The organism is Massilicoli timonensis (assembly GCF_900199515.1).
Taxonomy (GTDB): domain Bacteria; phylum Bacillota_I; class Bacilli_A; order Erysipelotrichales; family Erysipelotrichaceae; genus Massilicoli; species Massilicoli timonensis.
This window is the reverse complement of sequence record NZ_LT963434.1, coordinates 673641-690537: the sequence shown is the minus strand read 5'-3', so window position 1 is coordinate 690537 and position 16897 is coordinate 673641. Positions and strand designations below refer to the sequence as shown.

Sequence of the window (16897 nt, the reverse complement as noted above, 5' to 3'; positions counted from 1 at the left end):
TCATAAAAGCAGATAAACTATTTTGAAAGAAAGGTATCGACTATGAAAAAAGGGATTATTATTTATCAATCGAAATATGGAGCTACAAAAAAATATGTTGAATGGCTACGCAAGATGACAGGTTTTGAATGTGCTGAAACTCCGAAAGCGTTGATTAGTGAAGTGATGAATTATGAAGTAGTCTTATTATGTGGTGGTATATATGCCTCTGGAATAGCAGGCTTATCTTTCTTAAAAAAGAATATAAATAGTTTGAGAAATAAGAAAATAGCGATATTCTGTGTTGGTGCCTCACCTTATGACGAAAGTGCGTTTGCGGAAATCAAGACACACAATTTAACAGGGGATTTAAGAGAGATTCCGCTTTTTTATGGTAGAGGTGCTTGGGATGAAAGTAAGATGAAATTTATAGACAGGACTTTGTGTAAAATACTTCAAAAGTCGGTGGCAAAAAGAAATCCAGACACATATGAACCATGGATGAAAGCACTTATGTGTGCAGTAGGACAAAGCTGCGATTGGACAGATGAAAAATATTTGGTACCCTTAATAGACTATCTTGAGAAATAAGGGCGCTTGAGAAAAAGTTGGTGACTCTGAACAAGGAAGAAAGGGTTTTATGTCCTGTTTGCGGTGGGAAAACACACACAATGATACGAGAAGATACAGAACTGAAAAAAACCTTTATACTGCCCGAAATGCAAGCAGGAAAGTTTCGTAGATGTGAAAGGAATGGCAGTACTTGTTCGTAGTGATAAAGATAAATAATTTTGCGGATGTATTTCCCGGATTTGAAAAAATGTTGATTTTGGGAAATAGAATAGTATATAATCTTAAAACTATTTACTTTCAATTGTAGACTCTACAGAAAGGAGGTAGTTTTATGAAAGGTATCGAACCAAAACATTTACCAATCGTTATTGTTGCTAGTGGCTTTTCTATTTCATTAATTATTTTCTACAAAAACTGATGAAATGGAAGCTCAAAAAGTATTTGTACAAATCACTAGTATAGTTGAGAAGTGTGTAGTTACTTTTTATGTGTGCCGGGTATAGCATACGTAAAAGGCAGTTATTACGTTTTTTGCAACAACTACTTCTAATGAAAAAAACTTTTCGAGTTGATTATTACAATCTTGATGTGATTATCTCTGTTGGTTATCATATAAATCAAAAGAGGAGTGCAGTTTAGAATATGGGTAAATAATATTATCAAAGAATATTTGAAAAAAGGATTTGTGCTTGATAATGATCGTTTGAAAGAATTAGGTGATAGATGATACTTCAAAGAATTACTTGAAAGGATTTGTGATATTCGTGCATCTGAAAAAGCATTTTATAGACAGATACTCGAGATATTTGCTACAAGTGTTGATTATGACTCAACAGTAGCTGCTAAAAAAGATTTTATTTCCTGACTACGTCTAAACTATAAATTCCTTTATCATTCATTCAAACAACTTCAACTGAACAGCATACTCTTTCGTCTCGAAAGTTGATAGATAAGTGAATATTTCTCGGTTATCATGGACAATACCGTTTTCCTCACAAAGCTGATGAAATAACTGCATCAGCTCTGCTTCTTTCGGACTGTCCACCTCATAAAGCATACTATAAGTGTTAATATATCTTTCCTTCATATGGGGAAACAAGCAATCCAGTTGCTCATAAAAATACTCACGATTCCCTTCGCGTAAGGTAAGCCCCATCCCAAAACAAATGATCCCATATACTTTTGCATCAATGCAGGCATGTAATATCCCCTTGATATTTTCCACCGTATCATTGATAAAAGGAAGGATCGGACAAAGCCACACAACTGTTGGGATCCCCTCATCCCTTAACTGTTTCAAAACAGCGATGCGCTCACTTGTCGGACATACATGAGGCTCAAGTTTACGGCATAAATTATCATCATAAGTAGTAAGGGTCATTTGTACAACACATTTTGTTTTTTCATTGATCGCTTTCAATAAATCCAGATCCTGCAAGACCCGATCAGATTTCGTTAATAATGTAAAACCAAATCCATAACGCCCTGCCAGCTCCAGCGCTTTACGCGTATAACCGAGATCCTGTTCAATCGGCTGATAAGGATCACTCATTGCACCGGTTCCTAGCATACACTTTCTACGCTTGCTTTTAAGTGCCTGTTCCAATAATAGAATTGCATTTTCCTTAACCTCAACATCCTCAAATGCATGCTCCATGTGATAGCACTTGCTTCTGGAATCACAGTAGATGCAGCCATGCGTACAGCCTCTATATAGGTTCATCCCGTTTGCAGCAGATAATATTCCTTTTGCTTTTACAAAATGCATGATCATTTCTCCTTTACATGAGCGAGTGCATATTTCTTCAAATATGTCTCATTAAGCAGATGATGTGTCTTAAAACACCCATTATAAAAAACCGCCCAATTATTGAAAACACAAGGCAGATTTTTCGCTTTTTCTAAAGTATCAACCGCGAATAGATGAAGAGGTATGTTATTTTTGCCGCAATATGTCCGCACTTGTTTGATACAGTCTACAACACAAGGACATTGGACACTATAATAAATCGTCAATTCTTTTTCCGCAATTTCCATGGTCTTGGCCGCAGCAGAAAAAGAAGGCATTTCTCCGCTAAAAGATAAAGCAAGCAATTCATACTCTTCATTGATTGCATCTGCTACCGTGAAACCAAATTTTAGAAAAAATTGCTTGTCCGCTAAAAACGGCTTTTTCTTTTTTGAACTAAGAACACAGATACCGGATTTTCCTTTTTTCTTTGCATCTAGAATACAGGATTCCATCAGTGCTTTTCCATACCCTTTCCCTTTGAAAGATCCGCTTACCCAAAGACAGTAGATGTACAAATAACTCTTCCCTTGGATTGGCACCCAAGCTGTCTCTAATGGTGCATATTCAATAAATACTTTCCCATTTACATCCAGCTTGCGGAAAATATGGCCTTCTGCAATACGATCAGCCAGCCATTTTTTCTTAGCTGTAACACCGGGCTGGTGTTTTTTATCTGTCATTGCACAACATAAGTGTTCTTGTTCCAACAGATTACCAGAGATCGTGATAAATGCTTCGCTCATAAATAGCCCTCCCTATTTCATTCACAATCCTATTATAGCAAGGGAATCTTGACACCCTGTGTCAGGATATATTTTTATTATATATTTTTTCTGCTTCTATTGCTAAGGCCTTACGCAGCCAAGAAGGCTCTAAAATTTCTACTGTTGAACCGAAAGAAAGCAGATATCCGATGAGCCAGTTATCTTGTGGCATTTCCACTGACACCAGCAAAGATCCGTTTTCTTTTTCTTTGATTTCAGTTGCCTCAAATTCATCATAAACGCGATATGCCATCTCTTTTGGGAAAAGGAGTACTGTTTTTGGATATGTTTTTTGAAGATCATCTATAGGATTTGGATATTCCATTGGCGCAAATGTTTCACTCAATAAGTGTAGTTTGAGCATACGACTCATCTTAAATAGGCGGAAGTCATTTTTATTTACACAAAAAGCTTTCAGATACCATTGTCTCGTCTTAAATACCATTTTAAGAGGGTAGATCGTCCGTTCCGTCTTTTGACCGTTTGTATTGACATAAACGATTTTTACTGCATGATGAGATAAAATAGCTTTTTTCAATAAGGAAAAAGATGTATCATCCTGCGATTTGATGCCCCATCTGGAGAAATCGACTTCAAACCAGTTATCAGATGGCTGTTGAAATAATGCGGATAATTTGGTCAAAGTCGCATTTTCCTGCAACGCATTGACAAGAGAAGTGCTTTGTAGGGCAGAAAGAATTTCTTGTTTTTCCTTGTCGGTGAGCATCGCTCGATTCAAAATATAGTTTTTATGGATCTGAACACCGCCGTTTCTGCCTGGTGTTACATAAATCGGAATACCGGCGCTGCTGATGACATCAATATCTCGATAGATCGTCCGTACAGAAACTTCAAATTGCTTAGCCAACACAGGAGCACTCGTACGTCCGTTTTCTAGAATATAGTATAAAATTCGAAACAATCTGCTTTCTTTCATACGTCCTCCTCACAATTTGATTATAACATATAAAGCATGACATATTTTATCGATGTTAAAGCGTTATGAAGTTCGCAACATTAGAAATCAAAACATAGAATTGACTTTTATAATTTCTACTGTGTACAAAAAATATGCTTTCCTAGTAAAAAAGAATGATAGCAATATACTGCGGAGAAACTGTTGTCATCCGATGCTTTTTTCTAACAGATAAATAGAATTGTAAAAACTATCATCATTTGATAAAGAAGTTTTTTAGAATTTGAAATTGAGAGCAAGGATACTGAAAATTTATGAAATGAAAAGGACAAGCGATAAGAAAGTACGGTCAAATGTAACTAGGATAAAGTTATGAATTATTTTTCGCAAAATATCTGGATTTATATCATATTTAATAATTTTAGAAAAGAATTGAAGAAAAATGATATTACTTCTAGAATTTTACGATAGAGGATCTATCATTGGGCGATCGGCTTCCAAATGGCTGATTTATAATAATGTATCAGAAATGTTTTAGAATGATAAAAACACTGGCATAATGCGTGCATTATGTTGATATTGCACATATAAAAGTGCTATAATTTATATATAATAAAAGTGGAGGTGTTACTATGGCGTCTACAAATTTGAATATCCGCGTTGATAAAGAAATTAAAATGCAAGCTGAAGAGATCTTTGATGCATTAGGAATCAATATGACTACTGCTGTAAATATCTTTTTAAGGCAAGCAATCCGTGAGAAAGGCATACCTTTTGAATTAAAGTTAAATATTCCAAATGAAATGACTATCGCTGCTATTACAGAGGGAAGAACTTTAGCATATGATAAAAATGCAACGGGTTATTCTTCTATCTCTGATTTAAGGGCTGCGTTAGAAGTATGAAATATGAAATTCGATTTACAACTCAATTCAAAGAGGATTTGAAGCTTGCCAAAAAGCAAGGGAAGGACATTGATCAACTTTTTTCTGTTATTGAACAGTTAGCGAATGGGAAGTCTTTGGAAGAAAAATATCGCGATCATGATTTAGGTGGGAATTACAAAGGGTGTCGCGAATGCCATGTGGAACCTGATTGGTTGCTTGTGTATGAAGTAATTGCAAATGTTTTGGTTTTAATACTTTATCGTGTATGCAGCCATGCTAATTTGTTTAAGTAAGAAACAGTTATGGCTTAGTATATTTCTAAACATAACTGTTTTTATATGTTAATTCATTTGATAGGTGATGTTTTTTATAAAGAATTGAAATTTACCTAGAGATGCTGCTACTTTTTGTGAACTGTTTTGTTAGTATTAGCAAGTAAAACGGTTCAACTTATTTTTAGTCAGCATTATGAGATAAGAAAACTGGCAAAGATTTCCAAGCAGGTTTGTTGCCCTTCTTAAATAAAGCAGATAATATCTTGCGAATGGGGGAATAGTTTGTATTTATAACACTTAAAGTGTATTTATGTGGCTGTATCGTTGAATTAAAATTTCATTTAATTAAAGAACACAGAAAAGACTACTTTAAGTGTTATTTAGGAGACTATATAATAAAATCACATTATAAGTGTTTTATGGCCGTCTATTACCTTTCATCAATCTTTTCGGTTATTTTATTCAGATATATGAACTTTTTGGAACCAGAGATAAGAAGGGATGCTAGACTGCACTTGCTTGTTTGATCATAAGCTCCATTCAATGAGATAAACTCTGCAACAAATAAAAAAACGAGCTCTGTTTGATCCCCGATAAAAGTATAAACAAAGTTCGATCAATTACCAAATGGCGGAGATGGTGGGAGTCGAACCCACGCGCCCTTGCGGACCTATCGCATTTCGAGTGCGACCTCTTCGGCCTCTTGAGTACATCTCCATTTCTACATCTGTCGATCTCTTTTCAAAATAAAAATGATTTGAAAAAGCAGAGAAAGCAGACCCATTTGATATAATACGCTGAAACTCATGAAAAATCAAGATAATCAAATCACATTTCACAAAATCTTATCGACAACTCTTTTTGTATTATCCTTTTTCTCACCCATTCCATCAATTCGCTAAGATTCTCATTCATCGGCACATAAAATCCTTTTCAATCTCTTCTTTTCCAACTTCACTTCACTATCAATAGTGAAGTTTTTCTATATTCAGTTTTTCTTCCCCCTTCTATATAATGAAATCAGAAAAACAGAAAGGAGGAGGTGAATGCATGCGTGCGATTCTGAGAGTGGATGATCGCCTGCTTCATGGCAAATTGTCTATCTCATGGACAAGCTACCTAAAAACAGACACCATTCTGATTGCCAATGAGAACGCCGTCAATGACGAATTTACCATGATGTCATTGCGCCTTGCCAAACCGCGCAACGTCCAAATCATCATTCAAGACATTCCCGACGCCATCGCCTATTTGAGAGAAAGCAGTGAAAGCGAGCGCCGCATTTTAGTCGTCGTCAAAAAAATTGTCGATGCCCTGCCGCTGCTCGAAGCGTTTTCCTTTTTCACATCGCTCAATATCGGCGGTCTGCGTTCCCGCAATGCCAAGATTGAAATTTCACCGGCTATTTTTCTAAATGAAGCAGATCTTGCGATCTGTAAAGAACTCAGCCGAACCATTGAAATTTATTTCCAAGAAATACCGGAACACCCAAAGATCCATTTTCAGGATTTGCAAATCAGCGAAAGCAGACAGATATGAAACAGTTGGATGAAAAACAAGTTGTCTTGATTACCCATAAAGGGGTAGGCAAAGGACTGTATGAAACCTTAGGATACTTTGTCGCCGATCTGTCATCATTTCACTACTTCGAGATCAGTGAAAACGAAACACTGGATCATGTGGAAGCACAGATCAACGCCATTATCGATCAAAAGCATACCTACTTTCTTGCGACCGATTTCGGTTTATCCAGCAGCACCCAGATTGCCGTACATGTTTCCAAAGGAAAAGAAAACGTCCATTTGCTGACCGGCGTCAATCTTATGATGCTGTTTACCCTTTTATCCACAAAGATGGATACTGATATCGAAAGTTATATCGAATACGTCCTGACAACTGCCAAACAAGACATCCGCTACTGGAATGTATCATAAACAGAAGGAGGACAACGGGATTATGGAAAAACCAAATATTTTATTAGGAAGAATTGACAATCGCCTCGTGCATGGGCAGGTAGGCGTTTCATGGACCAATTATCTAGGTGCCAATTTGATCATCGTTGCCGATGATGAGGTTGCGCAAAATGAGATTCAGCAGGAAATCATGGAAATGGTCGCTATGACATCAAGCGCCGATATCCGTTTTTTCAGCATTCAGGATACGATCGATCTCATATGGAACGCTGCTCCGGAACAAAAGATCTTCATCATTACCAAGACCCCGAAAGAAATGCGTGCTTTGATTGATAACAATGTGCCGATCGAACAGGTCAATGTCGGCAATATGCATTTCAGTGAAGGGAAAAGACAGATCAGTCAAAAAGTCTTCGTAGATGATGAAGACATGGAAAACCTGCATGCCATGCAAGAGAAAGGCGTGCGTGTCTATATCCAGGAAATTCCCGGGAAACTAGAAGAAGCACTAAAATAAAGGAGGAAAAGATATGATTACACTTACACAAGGGTTATTGCTTGCGTTAATGGCCTTTCTTGTCGGCTTTGATGATTTGATGGAAGCTTTTTTCGTCATGCGTCCGATCATGGTGGCAACTTTTACCGGTATTATTTTAGGGGATATTGAAACCGGTGTAATTGCGGGAGGATTAGTGGAGCTGGCATTTGCGGGATTGACGCCGGCTGGCGGAGCCTCTGTGCCGAATGGTACGATTGCCGGGATCATGACCGTATTTCTGGCAGTAACACAAGATATTTCCCCGGAAGAAGCATTTCCGCTGGCATTGCCGTTTTCCTTTTTGATGCAGTACCTAGGTACGATCAAAGGCGCCGCTTTTGCATTCTTTATGAAGCCGGCTGATGAAATGGCGGCAAAAGGCAATGTAAGAGGACTTGTCTTAATGCATATCGGCACTTTGGCGATTACCGGTCTATGCTTTGCGGTAGTTACATTCTTATGTACGTATGCAGCGCAGGATCTGATTTCCGATATTGTAGCCGCATTCCCGCAGCCGCTCATGAATGGGTTAAGCGTTGCAGGAGGCGTGCTGCCGGCAGTAGGTTTCTGTATGTTACTTTCGATCTTGCTCAAAAAAGAGTTTATCGCATATCTGATCATCGGTTTTGTGAGCGCCTGCTTCATCAGTTTCGGCAACATTCTGCCGGTTGCACTGATCGGGTTGGCACTTGCACTGTTAGATTATTTTAATCATGAAAAAGAAGCAAAACAGGCAAACGGAGGTGTGAAACGTGGAATCTAAAAAACTAACCAATCGCGATATTAACCGTCTGGCATTCAATTCTATTTTTTTACAAGCTTCATTCAACTATGAAAGAATGCAGGGAGCCGGTTGGGCAGCGGCAGTTGCACCGACTCTGGGGAAAATTTACGGTGATGACAAAGAAGGGCTTGGAAAAGCGCTTTCCCATCATACCAGTTTCATCAATACCCACCCGACCTTAGCGCCGTTTTTAATGGGGATCCTAATGGCGATGGAAGAAGCGCATGAGCCAAGAGAACTGATTGACGGCTTAAAGAATTCTATGTTTGCGCCGATTGCCGGTATTGGCGATGCCTTATTCTGGTTTACGGTGCTGCCGATTACTGCAGGTATCGCTTCATCTATTGCTCAGCAAGGCAGCGTACTGGGACCAGTACTGTATTTCATCGTATTCGCCGCATTCTTCTGCTGCCGTTTTCCGCTGGCAAGAATCGGCTATCGCTTAGGTACAAAAGCAGTCAGCACCTTAAAAGAACAGACCGCAAAAGTATCACGAGCAGCCACCATTTTAGGAACAACGGTAATCGGTGGATTGGTCGCATCGGTCATTTCCATCAATCTGCTTCCGGAAATCGTGTTAAATGAATCCAGTACGATTTCCTTACAGGCGGATTTGATCGATAATATTTTCCCTAACTTGCTCCCGGCAGTCATAACCGCAGGTGTTTATTACCTGTATAAGAGAAAGAAAGTTAAACCGACGATCTTGATTGCACTGATCATCGTCATTGCCGTGATTCTTTCTTATTTAAGCATCGTATAAAAAGGTATACAGGTATGCAGGATGATTCACTACATTATCACAGGGCATGCAAATTATGCGACAGCGATGCGCTCGGCAATCGAGGCGATCTGTGGGGAACAGGAGTGTCTTTCTTATATCGACTATGATACGACAAAACCGCTGGAAGAATTAAAAAGACAGTATTTGCAGACGGTAAAGCAGGGAGAACAATACATCTTTGTCTGTGATCTGGCAGGAGCGACGCCGTTTACGGTCAGTTCTATGCTGTTTCAAGACCATCAAAATGTAAGGATCGTTGCGGGAATAAATCTTGCCGCTATTTTAGAGGCAATCTATATCCGTGAAGATTCTTTAAGTGAAATTTGTAAAACAATGATAAACGCGACAAAAACAACAGCGCTCTGTTTCAAAATGAACGCAGAGCGCAAAAAGAAAAAGGAAGGTGGAATATAATGATTGATACAAGTGGGGTTGCCTTAGAGATCATAAAAGACTCAGAATCGGTCATTCGGGAGATTTCTCAGCAGCCGCGTATTTGGCGAGAAGTCTGGGAGTTGGTGCAGCAGCAGGAATCGGCCTTGCAAAACTTTATACAGGGGCATGATGTGATTCTTTTTACCGGTGCCGGCACCAGTGAATTTGTCGGGAACAGTATCTATCGTTCCTTTTACCAAAGAAAAGAACAGATTCTTTCCATTGGTACCACCGATCTGATCAGTCATCCTTATTATTATCTTGATCCTGATAAAAAAATCTTATTGGTAAACTGTGCAAGAAGCGGTAATTCACCGGAGTCAATGGCTTCCGTTGAATTAGCTAATCAGGTTTGTTCGCATATCGACCATTTGTTCATTACCTGTAATCCAAATGGCAAATTGGCGCAATATGCGAAAAACAATGATCATACATATCTATTGCTGATGCCGGAAGGTACCAATGATGCCAGTTTCGCAATGACATCCAGTTATACTGCAATGGTGCTCGCCGCTTTGTTGATCTTCGGTACGGAGACAGCGGAAACGAAAAAACACAGTGTTGAAAAGATGGCGGATGCCGGCAATTATATTTTAGAGGAATACGGCAGTAAACTGCGTAAACTCGTTAAAGAAACCGCTTTTGAAAGACTGGTGTATCTGGGCGGCGGCACTTTGAAAGGTGTTGCGCAGGAAAGTGCGTTAAAGGCCTTGGAAGTGACTGCGGGAGAACTGTCTACCATGTATGAATCACCGCTTGGCTATCGTCATGGTCCAAGCAGTTTTGTAAAGACCGATGATCATAATCTTATCGTCATGTATTTTGAAAACGATGCTTACGCCAATCGGTATGCAATGGATATGTTAAAAGAAATGAAGGAGTATCATAAACAAAACAGCTGTTTCATTGCACTTTGTACGCAAGATGAGCAGGCGCTGCATGAGGTTTGTGATACAGTCATCGTAATTGATGGTAAAGATGTGCCTTCGGCATATCTGACGCTTCCTTACGTAATGGTTGCGCAGATGCTTGCTGTTTATCGCAGTTGGGACTATGGCATCGGAAGTGATTATCCATTTGGGCATGACGATTCTGATGTCGGGATCAAGACCGTGATTTATCCTTACGTAGCGCAGGTGGGGAAATAAGTAGATCTGTACATGAGATGATTCATGTCAGATAGAAAAAAGACAGGCTCTTTTTTCACAACTCCCTTCTGTTTCTGCTTGATGAGCTGAAACATTTGTGTCAGATGACAGTGTATGTATATATGCTGTCATCTTTCCCATGTAAAAAGGAAAAGATTACCAAAATGCTTGCATGACTGGCAGGATCAAAGAGAATGCGATAAGATAAAAATAGAAATGAGGTGATAGCATGTATATCAGCAAACGACAAGCGATATTACTGAATCTGCTCTTAAAAAGCCAGGAGCCGATGACTAGTAAAACCTTGGCTGATGCAGTTTCAGTTACATCGCGCACCGTAAAAAAAGATCTGAAAGAACTGGCAGTTTTCGTATCGGCGTACGGTGCTTCTTTAATTGCCAAGCAAGGGATCGGTTATTATTTGACTTATGATACACCTCATCAGAAACAAAAACTGATCAAAGAATTAGATCTGAATGAAATGGCCCAGAATAATGTCATTCCAAACGGCTTTTCACAACGGGTCAATTATATCATACGTAAACTACTGACTATCGACTATTTCATTAAATTAGATGATCTAGCGGAAGAATTATTTATCAGTCGTTCCACGATCACCAATGATATGAAAACGGTAAAGGAACTGCTGAAGCGTTATGACCTCACTTTGATTCATCGTCCCGGAAAAGGTACGATGATTTTGGGAAATGAAGTGGCAAAACGTCGCTGCATTGCTGATTTTTTCTTTCATTCCGGAGTAGATGCAAAATTTTATGCGCTGGATCATGCAATGTTTATCGGCAACCACGAGGAAGTAACCAAACTGCAGAAAGAATTGTGCAAAGTGTTGGATGCTTATGGAATCCGTATGTCAAATCAGTCGCAGGAATATCTTATGATCCACATTATGATCATGATCAGACGCTTGACCTTCAGTGAATATGTGCAGATCGACAGTGGAGAAGCTGCCTTTTTGCAGGGAAGCAGTGCATATCAGGCAGCTTGTGCCTATGGTCATATATTGGAAGAATACATGGATATGACGCTGCCAAAAGCAGAAATCGCTTATTTAGCGCTCCACTTCATCAGCAAGAAGATGGATGAGATTCCTATTGGCGATGCGCGTTATGCTTGGCTGAATGAATTGATAGGGGAAATTACGGAGATGATGAAACAGGTTTTTGGGATCGATTTTTTCATCAGTGATGAGATCGCCTTATTTTTTAAGACACATATCGTGCAAATGGTCCAGCGTTATCAGATCCATTTGCCGATGCGCAACCCACAGGCAGCGCAGATCATGACCCGTTATCCTTATGCGGCACTGGCAACTGCTTTTGCCTGCCGTATCATCGAACAAAGAATACAAATCAAAATTGATATGCACGAATTTGCTTATCTTGTTTTATATTTCAACATGATCCTGATGCAGCAGCGCCGTAAAGAAAAAGCGGCATTGATCTGCGGCAGAGGCAGACCGGAATCCATTACCATACTCAATCAGTTGAGCGAAATTTTGAACCCACTTGGGGTGGAGGTAGATCTGCGTGATATCCAGCAGATCAATGAAAAAGAATTGTCTTCCTATCAAATGCTGGTGTCTACCGTACCGATTCGCGGTGTGCAGATACCTGTTTATTACATTGATTCCTATGAGGAAGGTTTGCAGGAAGTGAGAACGTTTTATCAAACACAGCGCTATCAGTCTTTAAGAATTGAAGAGTATTTGCATGAAGAACTGATCTGGAAAGATCTGGTGGCGGAAAATAAGACGGCTTTGATTGCCGCGTGCAATTTGAAAATGCGGCAATTACAGAAAAAAACGCTGTTTCATCTTGAGGAAATTGAGGAATATCGCTTCTTGACCTTCTCTAATCAATGCGCGATCGTTTTGACTGATACGTTAAGTGATGCAACCTTTATTTGTATGGCTACATTAGCGCATCCGCTGATGTTAGATCAAAAGCTGATTCAAATGATCGTCATGATCCAAGTAAGATCCTGTTTAGAACAAACAGCAGAACGCCTGTTTGACTTTGTTGCGGCGTGGCTAAAAGCAAATCATGATATGAATCAGCTGTTGAAGCATTTTGATTTGGAAACGATCAAGAAAAGTATACAGAGTTTCATTCATACGAAACAGCTATCATAAGCATCATCTCCTGTTTCTTGTTTGATCTAAGGAAGCAGATAATAGGAGAGTACCCTCTGATATCGTTTCCGCTTTTGCAGCACATTGCTTCCTTACACTTTCTTTCTGTCCAAAGATACTGAAGAATCTGTAAAAAGATAGGAGAAAGCGCATGCTGTTAAAGCAATCGATCGCTTGAGAATGAGAAGCAGATGAAACCATAGCCTTTGTACATAAAAAAGATTACAATATAAAAATACCGCTGCCGAAAGGAAAGAAGTCGAAGCGATATAGATTTTCGCTTTTCTTTACTTGGCAGCGATATTTTATTTATAAGGGCAAGTCCGCATGCAAGTGAAATGGACAATTACATAAGCGATCATGATCGGATCACGCTGCTTTGCCTGTTGCTCTTTCCTGCTTTTTCTGCCTCAAGATCAAGAATAGACTTACGATTAGGCAAAGTCCTTCACAGATCAGTGTTGAGAACCAGATTCCATCTCCGCCAAAACAGTAAGAGGTAAAAAACAGCGCAAAAGCAATCAATACAAATCCACGCAAAACGGAGATCAGGAAAGAATTACGGCTTTTTTCGACCGCTGCAAAATAACCGGCAATCACAATATTGTAGCCGATGACCAGATAACAAAGCGAGAAGCAGCGAAACGCATAGAGCGTATTTGAAAACAGCGGCTGCGAATCAGGCGATAAGAAGATCATCACGATCCATTTCGTACCAAATAAGCAGATGACAAGTGCGAAAAGCGAAGCGATCAGGGTGGAAAACAGGGCATATTTGAAAAAGGTATGATATGCATGAACATCCTGCTTTCCATAGTGATAGCTGACAAGCGGCTGCATGCCCTGTGATATGCCCGAAAAGGTCATCATGACCAAATTATAGACATATGTAATGATTGTATAGGTAACCAATCCCGCATCGCCGATATAAGTGAGGATCGCATGATTAAACATAAAAACGATGATACCGGCTGAAAGCTCCGTGATGAAATCAGCCAAACCGATTGGAATGATACGCTTATAAATGCGAAAATCAAATTGGAAGCGGCACCAGCGAATACTGCCTTTGTGTCTTAAGAAATGTATGAAAAAGACCGAGAACGTCAGCACCTGTGATAATCCGGTCGCAAGCGCGGCGCCGGCAATTCCCATATCAAACAGGATCATAAATACTGCATCTAATATAATATTGGTCAGCGCACCGATGAAAACTCCAAGTGTTGAAATCATCGGGAAACCATCGGTTTTCACCAAAACCTCCAGTGAATAACTGACGATATAGAAATAAGAGAACCAGACGATGATCCCCAGGTAATCTTTCACATAAGGCATCGTCGTTTCACTCGCCCCTAAAAATCGTGCTAGCGTTTCCAGATTCAAGACAGCGAAAACGGTAACCAGCAAGCCGCAGACAGATAAAAATACCGTATTCTTCGTAAATGTTTCATTTGCTTCACGCAGATCTCCCTGTCCGCGGTAGATCGCAACCACCGTTGAAGTGCCAACTGCGAAAAGCAGGGCAAAGGCAAAGATGAAATTGGTATAAGGAATAGAAATATTGACGGCAGAAAGAGCAGTTTCACCGACGATCTGCGCAACATAGATGCCATCTACCATCGTATAGAGATTAAAGATCAGCATTGATAGGACAGATGGGATCACAAATTTCAAAAACTGTTTTTTCGAGTTCAAGCTAACACCTCCGAGCAGGATAAAAACGTAAATTCCTCTCTTTTTCCTTCCTTGTATCTTATTGTAAACTCTAGTATAATACTAAGGTCAAGAGGTGATTTTATGAAACAGTATTATAAGATCAATGAAATTGCGAAACTATATAATATCGGTGTTGATTCACTGCGCTATTATGAAGAATTGGGGATTTTACAGCCAAAGCGGGGAGAAAATCGCTACCGTCAGTATTCCACGCATGATATATATCGGCTGAATATTATCAAAGACATGCGCAATCTGGGGTTTTCTATGGCTAAGATCAAAACATATTTAGAAAATCGCAGCATTGAAAATTCACTGCATTTATTTGAAGAAGAAATCAAGGTCATCGATCAAAAAATGGCGGAGCTGCAAAATATGCGTTTTGATATGGAGCGGCGAAAAGAAGAACTGTTGAAAACACAAAAGATGACATTTGACAAAATACAGGTAAAAAAGCTGCCGAAACGCAAATGCGTTACTTTGAAAACGACGACCAATGATGCCAATGACAATGATTTTCTATTAGCTAAGCTTAGCAAAGAATATGAAGAAAACCTGTTTGCGATCGCTAATTTCAATACCGGCTGTATCATTGATATTCATGCTCATCCTTGTCATTATAAAGATGTGCTGATCATGGGAGACACACTGCTTTCTTATGAATTTGAACTGCCGCAGGGCACTTATCTGACGCTTTCTTACCGCGGCAAGAAAGATCAAAACTTTGAACATTTGTATGAAATGATGGCCTATATGCGAAAAATGGGATATGAAGCCGATGGCGATGCACTGGAACTATTGATCATTGATGTGCATGAAACGATTGATCCAAAGGAGTATATCACGCAGCTGCAAATCAAGATCAAGAACGCAGATGAAAAAACTCTGTATTGCGGGAACAATAGATAATAAAAGAGGGGGAAAAACGCAAGAAAGATATAAAAAAAACGAATTTTGAACGCTTTTGGAAAAACAACAAAATTCGTTTGCTTGCATAATGGCAGGGGTGACAGGAATCGAACCCGTATCAGCGGTTTTGGAGACCGTTATACTGCCTTTGTACTACACCCCTATGATTGCTAGAACATTTTAGCATAAAAATAGTATTCCTGCAACTATTTTTTCATAAGCATTGTTTCATCTGGCCATGGCAAGTGCGCACTTATTCATATTGTCTGTAAAAGCAGTTTCACTTATAGGGAGATCGGATAAATACACACAATTACGGTATTTCGGCACCATCCTTATTCTATGATCAGATCGTTTCGGCAGGCACCGATCCAAATAATGTTTCACTTTTCCGATTGTCATCGCAATTTGGCGCAACTCATGGTATAATGCCATCGTTATAAAAAACGTGCAATAAAAAATTGCATGGAGGAGGAACATGAAAGAAATCACATTACAAACACAAAAGACGGTCGTTACAACGGTATGCCCGGAAATGAGCGCTAAGACGATCGGCAGCGGCGATGTAGAAGTATATGCGACGCCGATGATGGTCGCTTTGATGGAACAGGCCGCCAAAGAAGCGCTTGCCCCGTTTTTAGATGAGGGAGAAACTTCTGTCGGCATTGCAATGTCGATCACGCATGATGCCGCCACGCCAATCGGTATGCAGGTCGAAGCAACCGCAAAGATCGTTGCAATCGATCGCCGGATCATCACGTTCGATGTTTCAGCACAAGATGCCTGCGGCATGATCGGGAAAGGCACCCATCAGCGCTGTGTGGTAAAAGCAGCTTCTTTCCTCGAACGAACCCAACAGAAATTATCCAAATAAAAGAAATGGTTCAAATGCAAGAAGAAAGCTAATAAAAAGCCAATAAAAGGAATAAATGGGAAAGCATAGAAAAAACGGAAATCAAAAACACATAAACAAAACAAAGTGATGCGCATGCTTTGTCATCGAAAAGAGAATAGAGCAGGCGATCGCCTTTTTCAGAGGGATGGATAAGAAAAAATTGATCAAGAGCGAATCCCCTGATTGTCTGGCAGTCTTTTGACATCTCCTGTAAACACCCTGTTTTGTTTTTGGATCAGCCGCTTTCTCCATGTGGCACTTTTGTAACAAGCAGACGTCAAAAAAGGAAACAAGGTCTGCTTTTTTCATGCCCCATACCGGATAGAAAAGAAAAGACGAAGAAATTACTGCCGCTTCGCATAAATTGTGGTATCATAATAAATTATAGAAAGATACAAGCGCAGTTGCGATATAAGAGCAAACAAAACGCCTGTGATCAG

17 protein-coding genes, 2 tRNA genes and 3 pseudogenes are annotated in these 16897 nt (G+C 39.6%); 16 read left to right on the top strand and 6 right to left on the bottom strand.

Going from position 1 to position 16897, the window contains the following annotated elements; genetic code table 11:
• Nucleotides 1–42 precede the first annotated feature (42 nt).
• The 4 genes and pseudogenes from C1712_RS05420 to rhuM all read left to right on the top strand — a co-directional run bounded on the left by C1712_RS05420 (nucleotide 43) and on the right by rhuM (nucleotide 1417).
• Nucleotides 43–570, top strand: coding sequence for a flavodoxin domain-containing protein (locus C1712_RS05420; protein WP_102267509.1), 528 nt, complete (start codon nucleotides 43–45; stop codon nucleotides 568–570).
• Between the two features lie 20 nt (nucleotides 571–590).
• Nucleotides 591–674 (top strand): annotated as a pseudogene (locus tag C1712_RS13205) (cysteine-rich KTR domain-containing protein); the annotation flags it as partial.
• Between the two features lie 13 nt (nucleotides 675–687).
• Nucleotides 688–768 (top strand): annotated as a pseudogene (locus C1712_RS05415) (cysteine-rich KTR domain-containing protein); the annotation flags it as partial.
• A 412-nt stretch (nucleotides 769–1180) separates the two neighbouring features.
• Nucleotides 1181–1417: pseudogene (gene rhuM, locus C1712_RS05410) on the top strand (RhuM family protein).
• Between the two features lie 30 nt (nucleotides 1418–1447).
• Here the strand turns inward: rhuM and C1712_RS05405 are convergent.
• The 3 genes from C1712_RS05405 to C1712_RS05395 all read right to left on the bottom strand — a co-directional run bounded on the left by C1712_RS05405 (nucleotide 1448) and on the right by C1712_RS05395 (nucleotide 4045).
• Nucleotides 1448–2275, bottom strand: coding sequence for an SPL family radical SAM protein (locus C1712_RS05405; protein WP_245858067.1), 828 nt, complete (start codon nucleotides 2273–2275; stop codon nucleotides 1448–1450).
• Nucleotides 2276–2322: 47 nt separating this feature from the next.
• The gene (locus tag C1712_RS05400) at nucleotides 2323–3024 is read right to left on the bottom strand and encodes a GNAT family N-acetyltransferase (protein ID WP_425435994.1); all 702 of its coding nucleotides are present in this window, start codon (nucleotides 3022–3024) and stop codon (nucleotides 2323–2325) included.
• Between the two features lie 124 nt (nucleotides 3025–3148).
• Nucleotides 3149–4045, bottom strand: a complete 897-nt coding sequence (locus C1712_RS05395; protein WP_102267505.1) for a helix-turn-helix transcriptional regulator — start codon at nucleotides 4043–4045, stop codon at nucleotides 3149–3151.
• Between the two features lie 611 nt (nucleotides 4046–4656).
• Here C1712_RS05395 and C1712_RS05390 point away from each other — a divergent pair.
• On the top strand, nucleotides 4657–4929 hold the full coding sequence (locus C1712_RS05390; RefSeq protein WP_102267503.1) for a type II toxin-antitoxin system RelB/DinJ family antitoxin: 273 nt from the start codon (nucleotides 4657–4659) through the stop codon (nucleotides 4927–4929).
• On the top strand, nucleotides 4926–5204 hold the full coding sequence (locus tag C1712_RS05385; RefSeq protein ID WP_102267501.1) for a type II toxin-antitoxin system YafQ family toxin: 279 nt from the start codon (nucleotides 4926–4928) through the stop codon (nucleotides 5202–5204). The genes C1712_RS05390 and C1712_RS05385 overlap by 4 nt, the downstream gene beginning before the upstream one ends.
• Nucleotides 5205–5814: 610 nt before the next feature.
• On the opposite strand, the gene C1712_RS05380 is transcribed toward C1712_RS05385, so the two are convergent.
• Nucleotides 5815–5903: transfer RNA gene (locus C1712_RS05380), tRNA-Ser, on the bottom strand.
• A 333-nt stretch (nucleotides 5904–6236) separates the two neighbouring features.
• Between C1712_RS05380 and C1712_RS05375 the strand changes: the two genes are divergently transcribed.
• The 8 genes from C1712_RS05375 to C1712_RS05340 all read left to right on the top strand — a co-directional run bounded on the left by C1712_RS05375 (nucleotide 6237) and on the right by C1712_RS05340 (nucleotide 12940).
• Nucleotides 6237–6725, top strand: a complete 489-nt coding sequence (locus tag C1712_RS05375) for a PTS sugar transporter subunit IIB (RefSeq protein WP_178200118.1) — start codon at nucleotides 6237–6239, stop codon at nucleotides 6723–6725.
• Nucleotides 6722–7120, top strand: coding sequence for a PTS sugar transporter subunit IIA (locus tag C1712_RS05370; protein ID WP_102267497.1), 399 nt, complete (start codon nucleotides 6722–6724; stop codon nucleotides 7118–7120). Before C1712_RS05375 ends, C1712_RS05370 begins: the two co-directional genes overlap by 4 nt.
• A 22-nt stretch (nucleotides 7121–7142) precedes the next feature.
• On the top strand, nucleotides 7143–7616 hold the full coding sequence (gene agaB, locus C1712_RS05365; RefSeq protein WP_102267495.1) for a PTS galactosamine transporter subunit IIB: 474 nt from the start codon (nucleotides 7143–7145) through the stop codon (nucleotides 7614–7616).
• Nucleotides 7617–7629: 13 nt separating this feature from the next.
• Entirely contained in the window at nucleotides 7630–8400 is a 771-nt protein-coding gene (locus C1712_RS05360) for a PTS sugar transporter subunit IIC (protein WP_102267493.1), read from the top strand.
• A complete protein-coding gene (locus C1712_RS05355) occupies nucleotides 8390–9184 on the top strand; it encodes a PTS system mannose/fructose/sorbose family transporter subunit IID (RefSeq protein WP_102267491.1) in 795 nt (264 codons plus the stop codon). The genes C1712_RS05360 and C1712_RS05355 overlap by 11 nt, the downstream gene beginning before the upstream one ends.
• A 21-nt stretch (nucleotides 9185–9205) precedes the next feature.
• On the top strand, nucleotides 9206–9619 hold the full coding sequence (locus tag C1712_RS05350) for a PTS sugar transporter subunit IIA (protein ID WP_102267489.1): 414 nt from the start codon (nucleotides 9206–9208) through the stop codon (nucleotides 9617–9619).
• Nucleotides 9619–10788, top strand: a complete 1170-nt coding sequence (locus C1712_RS05345) for an SIS domain-containing protein (RefSeq protein WP_102267487.1) — start codon at nucleotides 9619–9621, stop codon at nucleotides 10786–10788. The genes C1712_RS05350 and C1712_RS05345 overlap by 1 nt, the downstream gene beginning before the upstream one ends.
• 229 nt (nucleotides 10789–11017) lie before the next feature.
• Nucleotides 11018–12940: a BglG family transcription antiterminator gene (locus C1712_RS05340; RefSeq protein ID WP_102267485.1), complete on the top strand. Its 1923-nt coding sequence runs from the start codon at nucleotides 11018–11020 to the stop codon at nucleotides 12938–12940.
• Nucleotides 12941–13309: 369 nt separating this feature from the next.
• Here the strand turns inward: C1712_RS05340 and C1712_RS05335 are convergent, their stop codons facing one another.
• Nucleotides 13310–14632 carry an MATE family efflux transporter gene (locus tag C1712_RS05335; protein ID WP_102267483.1) on the bottom strand — a complete coding sequence of 441 codons (1323 nt, stop codon included), beginning with the start codon at nucleotides 14630–14632 and terminating at the stop codon, nucleotides 13310–13312.
• A 102-nt stretch (nucleotides 14633–14734) separates the two neighbouring features.
• On the opposite strand from C1712_RS05335, the gene C1712_RS05330 reads away from it, so the two are divergent.
• Nucleotides 14735–15562: a MerR family transcriptional regulator gene (locus C1712_RS05330; RefSeq protein WP_102267481.1), complete on the top strand. Its 828-nt coding sequence runs from the start codon at nucleotides 14735–14737 to the stop codon at nucleotides 15560–15562.
• Nucleotides 15563–15651: 89 nt separating this feature from the next.
• On the opposite strand, the gene C1712_RS05325 is transcribed toward C1712_RS05330, so the two are convergent.
• A tRNA-Trp gene (locus C1712_RS05325) sits at nucleotides 15652–15725 on the bottom strand.
• A 315-nt stretch (nucleotides 15726–16040) separates the two neighbouring features.
• On the opposite strand from C1712_RS05325, the gene C1712_RS05315 reads away from it, so the two are divergent.
• Nucleotides 16041–16436, top strand: a complete 396-nt coding sequence (locus C1712_RS05315; protein ID WP_102267477.1) for a thioesterase family protein — start codon at nucleotides 16041–16043, stop codon at nucleotides 16434–16436.
• The last annotated feature ends 461 nt before the right edge of the window (nucleotides 16437–16897 follow it).

Bases quoted from the DNA above. Each gene is read 5' to 3' on its own strand.
- C1712_RS05385 (WP_102267501.1), top strand. From the start codon at position 4,926: ATGAAATATGAAATTCGATTTACAACTCAATTCAAAGAGGATTTGAAG.
- C1712_RS05360 (WP_102267493.1), top strand. From the start codon at position 7,630: ATGATTACACTTACACAAGGGTTATTGCTTGCGTTAATGGCCTTTCTT.
- C1712_RS05400 (WP_425435994.1), bottom strand. From the start codon at position 3,024: ATGACAGATAAAAAACACCAGCCCGGTGTTACAGCTAAGAAAAAATGG.
- C1712_RS05405 (WP_245858067.1), bottom strand. From the start codon at position 2,275: ATGAACCTATATAGAGGCTGTACGCATGGCTGCATCTACTGTGATTCC.
- C1712_RS05330 (WP_102267481.1), top strand. From the start codon at position 14,735: ATGAAACAGTATTATAAGATCAATGAAATTGCGAAACTATATAATATC.
- C1712_RS05340 (WP_102267485.1), top strand. From the start codon at position 11,018: ATGTATATCAGCAAACGACAAGCGATATTACTGAATCTGCTCTTAAAA.
- C1712_RS05390 (WP_102267503.1), top strand. From the start codon at position 4,657: ATGGCGTCTACAAATTTGAATATCCGCGTTGATAAAGAAATTAAAATG.
- C1712_RS05370 (WP_102267497.1), top strand. From the start codon at position 6,722: ATGAAACAGTTGGATGAAAAACAAGTTGTCTTGATTACCCATAAAGGG.
- agaB (WP_102267495.1), top strand. From the start codon at position 7,143: ATGGAAAAACCAAATATTTTATTAGGAAGAATTGACAATCGCCTCGTG.
- C1712_RS05315 (WP_102267477.1), top strand. From the start codon at position 16,041: ATGAAAGAAATCACATTACAAACACAAAAGACGGTCGTTACAACGGTA.
- C1712_RS05350 (WP_102267489.1), top strand. From the start codon at position 9,206: ATGATTCACTACATTATCACAGGGCATGCAAATTATGCGACAGCGATG.
- C1712_RS05395 (WP_102267505.1), bottom strand. From the start codon at position 4,045: ATGAAAGAAAGCAGATTGTTTCGAATTTTATACTATATTCTAGAAAAC.
- C1712_RS05345 (WP_102267487.1), top strand. From the start codon at position 9,619: ATGATTGATACAAGTGGGGTTGCCTTAGAGATCATAAAAGACTCAGAA.
- C1712_RS05420 (WP_102267509.1), top strand. From the start codon at position 43: ATGAAAAAAGGGATTATTATTTATCAATCGAAATATGGAGCTACAAAA.
- C1712_RS05375 (WP_178200118.1), top strand. From the start codon at position 6,237: ATGCGTGCGATTCTGAGAGTGGATGATCGCCTGCTTCATGGCAAATTG.